The sequence below is a fragment of the Cedecea sp. VD22 genome (genome assembly GCF_037150195.1).
Lineage (GTDB): Bacteria > Pseudomonadota > Gammaproteobacteria > Enterobacterales > Enterobacteriaceae > Cedecea.
The window spans coordinates 842,573-855,626 of sequence record NZ_JBBCPX010000001.1 but is presented as its reverse complement, the minus strand read 5'-3'; the positions used below and the strand labels follow the sequence as shown (position 1 = coordinate 855,626).

Here is a 13,054-nt window from a genome sequence, read left to right as displayed (position 1 = left end):
AATCCTACCCAGGGGGTAAGATTTTTTATTTGCCATTTGCAGGCGCGGTCAAGATTATCGGCGGAGCAAAAGCCCAACCACCAACCCGACTGCAGCCCCGATGCCAATACCCTGCCAGGGCTTTTCATGCACGTAATCATCGGCGCGGTAGACTGCTTTTTTGGTGCGGTAATAGTAAGTGTCGGAAGCGTTGCTGATGCGTGCTTTGACGTCATTCAGCGCCTGCTCGGCCTTTTCCTTTAGCTCAATGTACTTCTGGTCAGCCGGGTCGCCGGAGGCGCGAAGCACTTCTTCAAGCGTGTCGCTTAAAAGTGCGAGGTCATCATCGAGACGAGATTCATACGGTTGCATCACTGTTCTCCGTGTTAAAAAATTCCTCGTCCGCTAACTATAGACAACCGGAGCTGATTTCGCCTGCGTTAGCCGTTGGCCATCCCGATATGCGGGATACCATCTTCGTCATACACTTCGGTGACCGGGTAGAAGCCGAACTGGGCATAAAACGCCTGTAAATGCGCCTGAGCGCCCAGGTAAATTACACGGTCAGGCCATTGGCGCTGGCAGGCGGCAAGCGCCTGAGTCATGAGCTGTTGCCCAAGCTTTTCGCCGCGCACCGACGCATCAACAATAACCCGGCCAATGACCACCGGCTCCAGCTCGTTGTCACTCTTTAGAATGCGGGCATAGGCAATCAGTTTGCCGTCCCGCCAGCCGAGGATATGGCGGTTCTCTCCCACCAAGTCTTCACCATCAACATCCAGATATGCACAACGCTGCTCAACAATAAAGACTTCGCAGCGCAGGGCCAAAAGGGCATAAAGGTCGGTGGCGCTCAGTTCAGAATGGTGTAAATCCTGCCAGTTAAGCATTGAAAAACTCCTTTTGATTCAGGCGCCACCTGACGGATTACTGGTGCCGCTCAAGCAACTGTTTTAGCACAGTTTCCAGAGGCGTGGCACCTTTCACCGTGTCGCCGGTGAAATCAATCCAGCCTTCGTTAAAGCCGTCCAGCATCTGCATGCGTGGGAGCGGGTTTTTCATGCCCTGAGCAAGGAAATCTGCCTCCCAGTTTTCCCGCGGCACGGCTTTTACCGTTACCGGCCGCCCCAAAACTTGAGAGAACGCTTCGGCTGCCAGCTGCGGGCTGTAGCGCTGCGGTCCTTCCAGTTCCACAATCCGGGTGCCTGATTCTGGCTGAGTCAATAATTCGGCGGCAAGCTGGCCGATATCGACTGTCGCAATCATTGGGATAACGCGCTCAAGCGGCTGCAGGTGGCTGTAGATAGTCCCGGTCTCTTTGGCACTTTCTACATCCCAGAGGAAGTTCTCCATAAACCAGCCCGCGCGGAGGAACGCGACGGAATCACAAACATCCGTCAGCTCTTTTTCCATCAGGCCCAGAGCATTCAGCAGATTTGGCTGCGTTGCCTGCGCCCCGATGGTGGAAAGGCAGACCACGTGCTGCGGGCGCGCAGCCAGCAGTGCGTGCCTGATGGCCGAGATGTGGGCTCTTGGTTCAGCCATATTCCCTGAAGGATCGAACACCGGCGGCAGCAGGATAAAGACCGCTTCGGCCCCGGTGAAGGCTTTTACCAGCGCTTCGCCATCGTGCATTTCAGCCAGCGCAACGTCTGCGCCCTGCTGTGCCCAGGGCTGTCCCTTAGCTTCAGAGCGGACGACGGCCCGAATCTCATGCCCTTGAGCAAGCAATGCTTCTGCCAGTGCACCGCCAACTTGTCCGGTAATACCTGTAATTGCGAACATAATGTTTCTCCAGTTTGAGATCCCCCGCAGGGTGTGGACGGCATTATGCGGATGCAGCTATGTTGTATCGATAGCACCTAAGACAATTCACTGATGACTGCGGAGCACTAATATGATTTTTAACGATCGGACCTTTGATGGTCTGTCCGTGTTTACCGCCGTAGTGGAAAGCGGCACATTTGCCGCCGCCGCGGAGGTGATCAATATGTCACCGCCGGGGGTCAGCCGGGCGATTGCCCGCCTGGAGAAACGCCTCGGCATCCGCCTTTTTGACCGCACCACCCGCGCAGTGGCATTGACCGTTGAAGGCAAAGCGTTTTATCGTCAGATCCTTCCGCTGCTGGCCGCGCTGGAGGACGTGACCAGCACCGCGTCGCTCTCCACTAAAGCCATTACCGGCAGACTTCGGGTCAACATCGATCCGTTCTTCTCTAGCCTGATCCTGGGGCCTCAACTGGAAACTTTTATGTCCCGCTATCCCGATCTTGAACTGGATCTGGTCACAAGCGATCGGCTGGGGGATATGATTGGCGATGGTTTCGACCTGGCTGTTCGTTTTGGCGTGCCTCGAAATAGCACGCTGGTGGCACGCAAGCTGCTGGAAACTCGCATCATGACGGTTGCCACCCCGGCCTATCTGGCGCGGCACGGCAGGCCTGAAACACCACAGGCGCTATTGGGGCATACCTGCATTCATTTCCGCGATCCGGAAACCGGCAGGCCGTTTGAATGGGAGTTTCATCGTAAAGGAGAAGTGATTAAAGTCCCGGTCAGCGGGCGCCTGACGCTAAACGACGCCCGCACTTTGCATGAGGCCTGCCTGAGCGGGCACGCGATTGCCCAGATGATGACGTTTGGCTCTGACGATCTTGTGAAACAGGGACTGTTGGTGGATTTATTTCCCGACTGGCCGGACGAGCGTTTTCCGCTTTATGCTTACTACCCTTCACGTATCAATCCCGCCGCACGCACCCGCTGTTTTCTGGATTTTATCCTCGAGCTAGCCAAAAACTAAGCCCATAAAAAAACCGCCAGCAAGTGGCGGTTTTGAACTGTCTTGTTAACCCGATTACATCAGCGGCTGCGCCAGCTGCACCAGGCTGATAAGCGGCTGCGGATAAATACCGAGCAACAGCACCAGCAGGGAGGAGATCAGCACCACCACGCCGCCCGCAGTCAACGCCCAGTTAGATGGGGTGTCGCGGTTAAGCTGCTGAGGTGCGCTCAGGTACAGACTCACGGTCACGCGCAGGTAGTAGTACAGGCCGATGGCGCTGCCCAGAACCACGGCGCCGGTCAGCCACCACAGGTGAGCCTGAACGCCCACGGCAATGATGTAGAACTTGCCGATGAAGCCCAGGGTCATTGGGATACCTGCCAGGGAAAGCATCATCACGGTCATCACCGCAGAAAGCACCGGCTTGTGCCAGAACAAACCGCGGTAGGAGAACAGCGAGTCGGCATCCGGGCCACGGTACGGGCTGGACATCAGGCTAACCACGCCGAATGCACCCAGGCTGCTGAACAGGTAACCCGCCAGGTAAACGCCTACCGCTTCCATCGACATATTGCCGGTTTGCAGCGCAATCAGTGCCACCAACAGGTAACCAAGGTGCGCGATGGAAGAGTAGCCCAGCAGACGCTTAATGTTGGACTGGTTCAGCGCCATCAGGTTACCGAACAGGATTGACGCGAAGGCGATAATACCCAGCACGACGCGAACCGCTTCGCTGTTGCCCACTGGGGCGTACAGGAACAGACGCATCACTACGCCAAAGATGGCGATTTTGCTGGCGGTTGCCAGGAAGGTGGAAACCGGGGCAGGCGCGCCCTGGTATACGTCAGGGGTCCACAGGTGGAACGGCACCAAAGAAAGCTTGAAGCCAAGACCGACGATCATCAGACCCAGGCCCGCCAGCAGCAGAGGTTCGTGCAGCATGTTGTCCGCCAGGCTCTTGCCGAGGCTAACAAACGACAGGCTACCGGAATCAGCGTATACCAGCGCCATACCGAACAGCAGGAAGGACGATGCCGCCGCTGACAGAATGGTGTACTTGATGCTCGCTTCCAGAGAACGCTTCTGGCGGAAGGCGTAGCCAACCAGGCCGAACAGCGGCAGAGAGATCAGCTCAATGCCGAGGAACAGCGCCGCGAGGTGGTTCGCATTAGCCAGCAGAATACCGCCCAGGGCAGCAATCAGGACCAGCAGATAGAACTCTTCGCGGTTGTCGGTGTAGCCCTGCAGCCACGGATAAGCAAAGGTACAGGTTGCCAGGCTCGCCAGCAGTACCAGCCCGGTGTAGAGCATGGCGTAGCCGTCAACGCGCATCAGCGGGGTGACATCCATCGCCCCTGCCTGACCGACAAACCACAGTGAAATCAGCGCGGCGTTAAGGCCGATAACCGACAGCGTAGCATTCAGAAAATGGTCGCGTCGCCACGCAATGGAGAGCATCACAACCACCACCGTCAATCCGACGATCAACAGCGGTAGCAGCGCGATCAAATGTTGAGGAGTTATTGTCATGGCGAATTACGGCCTTGTAGTAGAAAGTGAACTGGTAAACCACTGCTGAATATTGCTCATCGCAGAATGCGAGGTATCCAGAATCGGCTGCGGGAAGAAGCCCAGCAGAACTAACAGCACCACCAGCAACAGAATGATAAAGAACTCGCGCATGGACATGCCAGGCAGTTGTTTATCGCTGATTTCGCTCTTAGCTTTCCCGAAGTACGCGCGATGCAGCATCGCCAGAGAGTAAACAGAGGCAAAGACCAGACCGAAGGTTGAAATCACGGTAATGACCGGCACAACGTGGAAGCTGCCGAACAGGATCATGAATTCACCGACGAAGTTACCGGTCCCGGGCATACCCAGCGTGGCAACAGCGAAGAACATCGACAGACCCGGCAGCCATTTAATTTTGTTCCACAGGCCGCCCATCATGCGCATGTCACGCGTGTGCAGACGCTCGTAAAGCTGACCGCAGATGATGAACATACCCGCCGCGGACAGACCGTGAGCGATCATCTGAATTACCGCGCCCTGGTAAGCCAGCTGGTTGCCGGTGTAGATAGCAATCAGCACGAAGCCCATGTGGGAAACGGAGGTATAAGCTATCAGGCGTTTAATGTCGGTCTGGGCAAAGGCCATCCACGCGCCGTAGAAGATGCCGATGACACCCAGCCACATGGCGATTGGTGCAAATTCAGCAGACGCTTCAGGGAACAGCGGCAGAGAGAAACGCAGCAGGCCGTAAGCCGCAGTTTTGAGCAAGATACCTGCCAGGTCAACGGAACCCGCCGTTGGTGCCTGGGAGTGCGCATCCGGCAGCCAGCCGTGAAGAGGAACCACCGGCATTTTTACCGCAAAGGCGATAAAGAAGCCCAGCATCAGCAGCCACTGTACACCGTGGGACATCGGCGTTTTCAGCAGCAGCGCATAGTTAAAGGTCCACACGCCGGTCGCATTGTAGTGCACAAACACCAGACCCAGGATAGCAATCAGCATCACCAGGCCGCTCGCCTGGGTATAGATGAAGAACTTGGTCGCGGCGGTAATACGCGTCTTCCCGTCGGAGGCTTTGTGGCCCCACAGCGCAATCAGGAAGTACATCGGCACCAGCATCATTTCCCAGAAGAAGAAGAACAGGAACATGTCGATGGCAAGGAACACGCCGATAACGCCACCGAGGATCCACATCAGGTTTAGGTGGAAGAATCCCTGATATTTTTCGATTTCATTCCAGGAACAGAGCACTGCCAGCACGCCAAGCAGGCCGGTCAGCACCACCATCAGCAGCGACAGACCGTCGAGCGCCAGGTGAATATCAATGCCAAAACGTGGGATCCATTTCAGAATGTACTCTGACTGCCACTGCGGCAAACCCGCCGACTGCGTCAGAGAATAGCCACCCTGCAACCACAATTGCAGAGACAGTGCCAGTGTCAGCCCCATGGTGATCAGCGCAATCCAGCGAGGCACTTTCACGCCGAAGCGTTCGGTCTGCCAGCAGAAGAAGCCGCCGATAAAGGGGATTAGTATTAGCCAGGGTAATAGCATGGCGTTTGAGTCCCTAAGTCAAAATAATTCTTAAACATCGCTCACTTCCCAGCGCCAGAGGAGGTATTAAGCCCCACTCCGACCCTCTCTCAACAGAGAGAGGGGGATGGAAGAAATCCTGTTAACGCAGAACCAGCAGCAGGCCGAGAACTACAACGGCACCGATGCTCATGGACGCAACATACCAGCGCAGATAACCGTTCTCGCTCACCAGCAGGCCGCGGCCAGCAAAGCGGGAGAGAACTGCCGGAATGTTCATCAAAGCATTCAGCGGGTCACGGCGCAGCAGCCACGCAATACCGAGGAATGGCTTGACGAAAATCATGTCGTACAGCCAGTCGAAGCCCCAGGCATTGAACCACCAGGTACCGAAGAAACGCCCCAGTGCGCTGTTCGCAAGCGACGTCACCAGAGTACGTTTACCCAGCCACAGGAAGGCGGCAATCAGGATACCGGCAATGGCGACGACGCCGGAGATGATCTCCAGGGTCAGCACGCTGCCGTGCGCAAGTTCAGTGGTTTCCGGCAGTACGCCGCGCAGCGGTGGCACAATCATTGCGCCAACGAAGGTGGACAGCACCAGCAGAACAACCAGCGGCAGGTGGTGGGTAATCCCCTTCCCTGCGTGAGCGTGAATTTTTTCTTCACCGTGGAACGTAATGAAAATCATGCGGAAGGTGTAGAGCGAGGTCATAAACGCCCCGACCAGGCCCGCAACCATCAGGTTGATGTGGCCGTTCGCCATCGCACCGGCAAGAATTTCATCTTTACTGAAGAAGCCTGCGGTAATCAGCGGCAGAGCGGACAGCGCCGCGCCCCCAACCAGGAAGCAGACATACACCAGCGGAATAGACTTACGCAGCCCACCCATCTTGAAGATGTTTTGTTCGTGATGGCACGCCAGAATCACCGAACCGGATGACAGGAACAGCAACGCTTTAAAGAACGCGTGGGTCATCAGGTGGAAGATTGCCGCATCCCACGCCTGCACGCCCAGCGCCAGGAACATGTAGCCAATCTGGCTCATGGTGGAGTAAGCGAGTACGCGTTTGATGTCGGTCTGTACCAGCGCGGCAAAGCCTGCCAGCACCAGCGTAACGGCACCAACGATACCCACCAGATGCAGAATTTCCGGGGTCATCAGGAACAGGCCATGGGTACGGGCAATCAGGTAGACGCCCGCGGTAACCATGGTAGCCGCGTGAATCAGCGCAGAAACCGGGGTTGGACCCGCCATCGCATCCGCAAGCCATGTTTGCAGCGGAAGCTGTGCAGACTTACCGACCGCACCGCCTAACAGCATAAGGGTTGCCCAGGTCAGCATTTGGTTGCCGGCAGCGAAGTGCTGTGGTGCCAGCTCAACCATTTCGCGGAAGTTCAGCGTGCCCAGCTCGTTGTAGAGGATGAACAGGCCGAAGGCCAGGAACACGTCCCCGACGCGAGTCACCACGAACGCTTTCATTGCCGCCGCGTTGTTCTTCGGATCGGTGTAGTAGAAACCGATCAGCAGGTAAGAACAGAGGCCCACGCCTTCCCAGCCGAGATACATCAGCAGCAGGTTGTCGGCAAGGACCAGAACCACCATGCTGGCGATGAACAGGTTGGTGTAGGCGAAGAATCGGGAATAACCCTCTTCACCGCGCATGTACCAGGAAGCGAACATGTGGATCAGGAAGCCGACGCCGGTAACCACAGAAAGCATGGTCAGGGACAGGCCGTCCAGCACCAGGTTGAAGCCGATGTTAAAATCACCGACCGCCATCCAGGTCCACAGCGGCTGAGTGAACGCCTGCTGCCCGTTGTTAAAGAAATCAACCCCAGCAATGGCGGTGACTACCGCCGCCAGACCTACAGAGCCCATCCCGATGGTTGCGGACAGGTTTTCTGACCAGCGGCCGCGGGAAAATGCCAACAGTAAAAAGCCAATCAATGGCAGAACAATGGTTAACCAGAGAAGGTTCATCCACGCATCTCACTTACTGAATCGATATTCAGATTCTGGCGACGACGATGGAGCTGCAGTAACAGCGCGAGGCCAATACTGGCTTCGGCAGCAGCTAAGCTAATCGCGAGTATATACATCACCTGACCGTCAGCCTGGCCCCAGTAGCTGCCGGCAACCACGAAGGCCAGCGCGGCGGCGTTAATCATCACTTCCAGACTGATCAGCATGAACAGCAGGTTGCGGCGGATGACCAGCCCGGTCAGTCCCAGCACGAACAGAATGGCGGCGAGGATCAGTCCATGTTGCAGCGGGATCATACGTTCTCCTCCGTTTTTCTTCTCACGGCCATGTCAGCAGGGCGATTGCTCAGCACCTCACCGGCACGGTCTTCACGACCCAGGTGGAACGCAACGACCAGACCCGCCAGCAGCAGCATGGAGGCCAGCTCCACCGCCAGTACGTAAGGCCCGAACAGCGCGATACCGACCTGCTTCGCATCGATGGACGTGCCATCAATACCCTGGTCGTTAACGGTGCGGATGGCGTAAATCAGAACCACCAGCAGGACTGCAGACAGGACGCCAGGCCCAATCCACAGCTGCGGTTTCAGCCACTCGCGTTCCTGCTGCTGAACCGCGTTACCGAGGTTAAGCATCATCACCACGAAGACGAACAGCACCATGATAGCCCCGGCGTACACGATGATCTCCAGCGCACCGGCGAAGTAAGCTCCGAGGGAGAAAAACACCCCGGAGATCGCCAGCAGCGAGATGATCAGGTACAGCAGCGCATGCACTGGATTGGTGTGAGTGATCGTCCGAAGGGTCGTCAGGACGGCCACAATGGCGCAGATATAAAAAGCGAATTCCATTCCTGACTCCTTAAGGTAACAGGCCTTTGACGTCGATAGGCTTAGCTTCATTTTCCGCTTCGCCCTTATCTTTGCCGTCGATTGCCATACCTGCCATCCGATAGAAGTTATATTCCGGATATTTGCCCGGACCGGAGATCAGCAGATCCTCTTTCTCGTACACCAGATCCTGGCGCTTATACTCACCCAGCTCGAAGTCCGGGGTAAGCTGAATCGCGGTGGTTGGACAGGCTTCTTCGCACAGGCCACAGAAGATGCAGCGTGAGAAGTTGATGCGGAAGAACTCCGGATACCAACGACCGTCTTTCATCTCGGCTTTCTGCAGGGAAATACAGCCTACCGGGCAGGCTACCGCACACAGGTTACAGGCAACGCAGCGCTCTTCACCGTCCGGGTCGCGCGTCAGCACGATACGGCCACGGTAGCGCGGCGGCAGATACACTGGTTCTTCCGGATACATGCGGGTTTCGCGCTTGGCGAAAGCGTGCATGCCGATCATCCAGATACTGCGTACCTGGGTGCCGAAACCAACCACTAACTCTTTCAATGTCATGGTTTTTTCACCCCTTATGGTGCCTGGTAAAGAATGACCGCGGCGGTCACCAGCAAGTTGATTAGCGTCAGCGGCAGGCAAACTTTCCAGCCGAAGGACATCACCTGGTCATAACGTGGACGAGGCAGTGCGGCGCGAATCAAAATGAACATCATCATGAAGAACGCGGTTTTCAGCGCGAACCAGATGAACGGTGGTAACCACGGGCCATGCCAGCCACCAAAGAACAGCGTCACAATCAGCGCAGAAACGGTGACGATGCCGATGTATTCCCCGACGAAGAACAGACCGAACTTCATACCGGAATATTCGATGTGATAACCATCGGCCAGTTCCTGCTCGGCTTCCGGTTGGTCAAACGGGTGACGGTGGCAAACCGCAACGCCGGCAATCGCAAAGGTCACGAAGCCGAAGAACTGCGGGATGATGTTCCACAGATGTGCCTGGTTGTTGACGATGTCGGCCATATTAAAGGAACCGGCCTGCGCCACCACGCCCATCAGGGAAAGCCCCAGGAACACTTCATAACTCAGGGTCTGCGCGGAAGCACGCATCGCACCAAGCAGGGAGTATTTGTTGTTACTGGACCAGCCAGCGAACAGCACGGCGTACACCGCCAGGCCCGCCAGCATCAGGAAGAACAGGATCCCGATGTTCAAATCCGCCACCACCCAGCTTGGGCTGACCGGCACAATAGCAAAGGCCAGCAGCAGCGAGGTGAACGCGATCATGGGTGCAAGCGTAAAGATCACGCGGTCAGAAAACTTAGGGATCCAGTCCTCTTTAAAGAACATCTTGATCATGTCCGCAACCAGCTGGAGTGAACCACCCCAGCCTACGCGGTTCGGTCCGTAGCGGTTCTGGAACAGACCGAGCAGACGGCGTTCGCCGAAACTCATGAATGCCCCACAGGTCACCACGACCAGTAGAATGACAACCGCTTTGAGGATGCTCAGCAGAATGTCGATAACTTCCGGTGTCAGCCAGCTCATTGCGCAGCCTCCTGCAGATTTTCAAGACGAGCACCGGCAAGCACTGGCGCAATCCCCGGCATCCCCATCGGCAAACCAACCTGCCCTGCAACCAGACCTTCGGACAGCTGCAGCGGCAGACTCAGCGTCTGGCCTTCGTAGCTGAAGGAGATCAGGCTTCCGGCGTTAACGCCAAGCTTCGCGGCATCGGCCGGGTTCAGCTTGATGTAAGGCTCAACCATACGCTTCTGGAACACAGGAGAACGCTGGGACAGCTCGTCGCTACCAAACAGGTGGTAGTACGGCGCGATTCGCCATTTGCCCTCTTCCGCGTGGAAGGTATCCGGCACGGAAGTGAAGTAGTCCAGGCCCGTTTCAGAGGCTTCGATCAGGCGCACGCCCGGATCGCCGTGGCGCAGATGACCGCCCACTTCGGCCTGGAATTTGTTCCATGCTTGCGGGGAGTTCCAGCCTGGAGCCCAGGCAAACGGAATCTGCTGACGGTCGGCCAGCGGGCTGTTGTTCCCTTCCATTGAGAAGGCAAACATCGTGTCTTTATCCTGCGGCTGACGCGGTTCGTGCACGCTGATATTGGCGCGCATAGCGGTGCGTCCGCTCGAACGGATAGGAGAACGGGACAGTTTCTGACCTTTGATACGGAAGGAAGCATCCGGCGCGGCATCTTTAATACCGGCTAACTGAGGCAATACCTTCACGCAGGCGTCAATCACATGGTCAAGCTGCGTCCAGTCAACGTCACGGCTCTGCACGGTGCTGTGCAGCGAGTGCAGCCAGCGCCAGCTTTCGAACATCGTCACGCTGGTGTCGTAGTAAGCCGGGTCATAAACCTGGAAGAAACGCTGGGCGCGACCTTCGTTGTTGATCACCGTCCCGTCGCTTTCTGCAAAGCTCGCCGCGGAAAGTACCAGGTGTGCTTTGTCCATGATGGCCGTACGCTGATGGTCAATAACCATTACCAGAGGGGCTTTACTCAGCGCCGCATCTACACGGGCAGCGGAAGCATGGCGATGGAGGTCGTTTTCCAGCACCACTACCGCATCGGCAGCGCCGCTTTCCAGCTCGCTCAGGGCCTCTTCCAAAGAGCCACCGCCGATCATGCCGAGGCCAACGCTGTTAACCGCGCGAGCAATCATGGTGACGCCGACGTCTGCACCGCGGCCTTTCAGCGCTTTAGCCACATTGGCCGCAGCCTGAATCACAGCTTCGCTACCGGCGTTCGTCCCGGAAACAATCAGGGGCTTCTTCGCACCGGCCAACGCCTGCACGATAACGTCCACTTTGTTTTTCAGGTCACGATCCAGTTCAACCGCCGGAGAGTTGCTGTCCAGCGCATTGGCAATCGCAAAACCAAGGCGAGCCTGATCTTCAACCGGCGCACGGTAAGTCCATGCGGCGATATCATCCAGGCGAGTGCTATCCACGTTGGTGACAAACAGCGGATGCTTAGCGTTCTGACCGATGTTCAGGATTGCGGCGATCTGCCAGTCAGCCACTTTCTGAGCCGCTGCCATTTCACGCGCCTTGCCTTTGACCGCCTGACGGATAGCCAGGGCAGCACGAGCGCCGGTCTGGGTAACGTCTTCGCCCAGGATCAGCACCGCATCGTATGATTCGATTTCACGCAGCGCGGGGGTGTGAATACCGCTGTCACGCAGCACTTTCAGCATCAGCTGCAGGCGAGCCTGCTCACCTGCCGCAATACCGGTGTAGAAGTTTTCAGCGCCAACCAGCTCGCGCAGAGCAAAGTTGCTTTCCACGCTTGCGCGCGGAGAACCGATGCCGATCACTTTCTTCGACTGACGCAGGATATCCGCCGCACCCTGCATTGCCTGTTCGGCGTTCAGGGTAATGAGGTCATCACCACGGCGCTGAATTGGCTGACGCGGACGGTCTTTCAGGTTCACATAGCCATAACCGAAACGGCCGCGGTCGCACAGGAAGTAGTGGTTCACGGTGCCGTTGTAGCGGTTTTCGATACGACGAAGTTCGCCGTAACGTTCACCCGGGCTGGTGTTACAGCCCAGCGAGCACTGCTGGCAGATGCTCGGTGCGAACTGCATATCCCACTTACGGTTGTAGCGTTCGGAATGCGTTTTGTCGGTGAATACGCCGGTCGGGCAAATTTCTACCAGGTTACCGGAGAACTCGCTTTCCAGTGTGCCGTCTTCCGGACGACCGAAGTAGACGTTGTCGTGCGCGCCGTAAACGCCCAGGTCTTTACCGTCTGCGTAGTCTTTGTAGTAACGCACGCAGCGGTAGCAGGCGATACAGCGGTTCATTTCATGAGAGATGAACGGACCGAGATCCTGATTGCGGTGAGTACGCTTGGTAAAGCGGTAGCGACGGAAGCTATGACCGGTCATCACGGTCATATCCTGCAGGTGGCAGTTGCCGCCCTCTTCACAGACCGGACAGTCGTGCGGGTGGTTAGTCATCAACCATTCCACAACGCTTTCACGGAACTGTTTCGCTTCGCCATCATCAATAGAGATGAAGGTCCCGTCGGAGGCCGGTGTCATACAGGACATCACCAGGCGACCGCGAGTGTCTTCCGCGTTCTGATATTGCTTCACCGCACACTGGCGGCAAGCACCGACGCTGCCCAGCGCCGGATGCCAGCAAAAATAAGGAATATCAAGACCGAGGGAGAGACAAGCTTCCAGCAAGTTGTCTGCTCCGTTGACCTCGTATTCTTTGCCGTCTACATGAATCGTAGCCATAGTCAGCATGCTTCCAGTTGGCCTGAATAACTTCAGGCGTTAATCAAAAATTCTTGTGCGAACCACCTTCGCCCTCACCCCGGCCCTCTCCCCCAGGAGAGGGAGAAAATCACCGGTCTATCCCCTCTCCCTCAGGGAGAGGGTTA

General features: G+C 56.7%; 12 protein-coding genes. 1 reads left to right on the top strand and 11 read right to left on the bottom strand.

Annotated features, from left to right (window positions below; translation table 11 throughout):
- Positions 1–54: 54 nt before the first annotated feature.
- The 3 genes from elaB to WFK85_RS04110 form a co-directional block, all read right to left on the bottom strand.
- Entirely contained in the window at positions 55–351 is a 297-nt protein-coding gene (elaB, locus tag WFK85_RS04120) for a stress response protein ElaB (RefSeq protein WP_166872207.1), read from the bottom strand.
- A gap of 68 nt (positions 352–419) precedes the next feature.
- Positions 420–869 (bottom strand): GNAT family N-acetyltransferase, encoded by a 450-nt coding sequence (locus WFK85_RS04115; protein WP_166990946.1) that lies wholly within the window; start codon positions 867–869, stop codon positions 420–422.
- Positions 870–906: 37 nt separating this feature from the next.
- Positions 907–1,764: an NmrA family NAD(P)-binding protein gene (locus tag WFK85_RS04110; protein WP_336706923.1), complete on the bottom strand. Its 858-nt coding sequence runs from the start codon at positions 1,762–1,764 to the stop codon at positions 907–909.
- Between the two features lie 112 nt (positions 1,765–1,876).
- Between WFK85_RS04110 and WFK85_RS04105 the strand changes: the two genes are divergently transcribed.
- On the top strand, positions 1,877–2,779 hold the full coding sequence (locus WFK85_RS04105; RefSeq protein WP_166990940.1) for a LysR substrate-binding domain-containing protein: 903 nt from the start codon (positions 1,877–1,879) through the stop codon (positions 2,777–2,779).
- 54 nt (positions 2,780–2,833) lie between these two features.
- On the opposite strand, the gene nuoN is transcribed toward WFK85_RS04105, so the two are convergent.
- The 8 genes from nuoN to nuoG form a co-directional block, all read right to left on the bottom strand.
- Complete coding sequence (nuoN, locus tag WFK85_RS04100) at positions 2,834–4,291, bottom strand: NADH-quinone oxidoreductase subunit NuoN (protein ID WP_166990937.1); 1,458 nt, start codon at positions 4,289–4,291, stop codon at positions 2,834–2,836.
- Between the two features lie 6 nt (positions 4,292–4,297).
- On the bottom strand, positions 4,298–5,827 hold the full coding sequence (gene nuoM, locus WFK85_RS04095; protein ID WP_166872195.1) for an NADH-quinone oxidoreductase subunit M: 1,530 nt from the start codon (positions 5,825–5,827) through the stop codon (positions 4,298–4,300).
- Between the two features lie 121 nt (positions 5,828–5,948).
- Positions 5,949–7,790 (bottom strand): NADH-quinone oxidoreductase subunit L, encoded by a 1,842-nt coding sequence (gene nuoL / locus WFK85_RS04090; protein WP_336706920.1) that lies wholly within the window; start codon positions 7,788–7,790, stop codon positions 5,949–5,951.
- Positions 7,787–8,089, bottom strand: a complete 303-nt coding sequence (gene nuoK, locus WFK85_RS04085; protein ID WP_008459783.1) for an NADH-quinone oxidoreductase subunit NuoK — start codon at positions 8,087–8,089, stop codon at positions 7,787–7,789. Before nuoK ends, nuoL begins: the two co-directional genes overlap by 4 nt.
- On the bottom strand, positions 8,086–8,643 hold the full coding sequence (gene nuoJ / locus WFK85_RS04080) for an NADH-quinone oxidoreductase subunit J (RefSeq protein WP_008459782.1): 558 nt from the start codon (positions 8,641–8,643) through the stop codon (positions 8,086–8,088). Before nuoJ ends, nuoK begins: the two co-directional genes overlap by 4 nt.
- Before the next feature lie 10 nt (positions 8,644–8,653).
- The gene (nuoI, locus tag WFK85_RS04075; protein WP_008459780.1) at positions 8,654–9,196 is read right to left on the bottom strand and encodes an NADH-quinone oxidoreductase subunit NuoI; all 543 of its coding nucleotides are present in this window, start codon (positions 9,194–9,196) and stop codon (positions 8,654–8,656) included.
- Positions 9,197–9,210: 14 nt separating this feature from the next.
- Positions 9,211–10,188 carry an NADH-quinone oxidoreductase subunit NuoH gene (gene nuoH, locus WFK85_RS04070; RefSeq protein ID WP_008459779.1) on the bottom strand — a complete coding sequence of 326 codons (978 nt, stop codon included), beginning with the start codon at positions 10,186–10,188 and terminating at the stop codon, positions 9,211–9,213.
- Entirely contained in the window at positions 10,185–12,908 is a 2,724-nt protein-coding gene (gene nuoG, locus WFK85_RS04065; protein WP_166990934.1) for an NADH-quinone oxidoreductase subunit NuoG, read from the bottom strand. Before nuoG ends, nuoH begins: the two co-directional genes overlap by 4 nt.
- Between the last annotated feature and the right edge of the window lie 146 nt (positions 12,909–13,054).

Coding starts and splice junctions, on each gene's coding strand:
- elaB (WP_166872207.1), bottom strand. CDS start 351: ATGCAACCGTATGAATCTCGTCTCGATGATGACCTCGCACTTTTAAGC.
- WFK85_RS04115 (WP_166990946.1), bottom strand. CDS start 869: ATGCTTAACTGGCAGGATTTACACCATTCTGAACTGAGCGCCACCGAC.
- WFK85_RS04110 (WP_336706923.1), bottom strand. CDS start 1,764: ATGTTCGCAATTACAGGTATTACCGGACAAGTTGGCGGTGCACTGGCA.
- WFK85_RS04105 (WP_166990940.1), top strand. CDS start 1,877: ATGATTTTTAACGATCGGACCTTTGATGGTCTGTCCGTGTTTACCGCC.
- nuoN (WP_166990937.1), bottom strand. CDS start 4,291: ATGACAATAACTCCTCAACATTTGATCGCGCTGCTACCGCTGTTGATC.
- nuoM (WP_166872195.1), bottom strand. CDS start 5,827: ATGCTATTACCCTGGCTAATACTAATCCCCTTTATCGGCGGCTTCTTC.
- nuoL (WP_336706920.1), bottom strand. CDS start 7,790: ATGAACCTTCTCTGGTTAACCATTGTTCTGCCATTGATTGGCTTTTTA.
- nuoK (WP_008459783.1), bottom strand. CDS start 8,089: ATGATCCCGCTGCAACATGGACTGATCCTCGCCGCCATTCTGTTCGTG.
- nuoJ (WP_008459782.1), bottom strand. CDS start 8,643: ATGGAATTCGCTTTTTATATCTGCGCCATTGTGGCCGTCCTGACGACC.
- nuoI (WP_008459780.1), bottom strand. CDS start 9,196: ATGACATTGAAAGAGTTAGTGGTTGGTTTCGGCACCCAGGTACGCAGT.
- nuoH (WP_008459779.1), bottom strand. CDS start 10,188: ATGAGCTGGCTGACACCGGAAGTTATCGACATTCTGCTGAGCATCCTC.
- nuoG (WP_166990934.1), bottom strand. CDS start 12,908: ATGGCTACGATTCATGTAGACGGCAAAGAATACGAGGTCAACGGAGCA.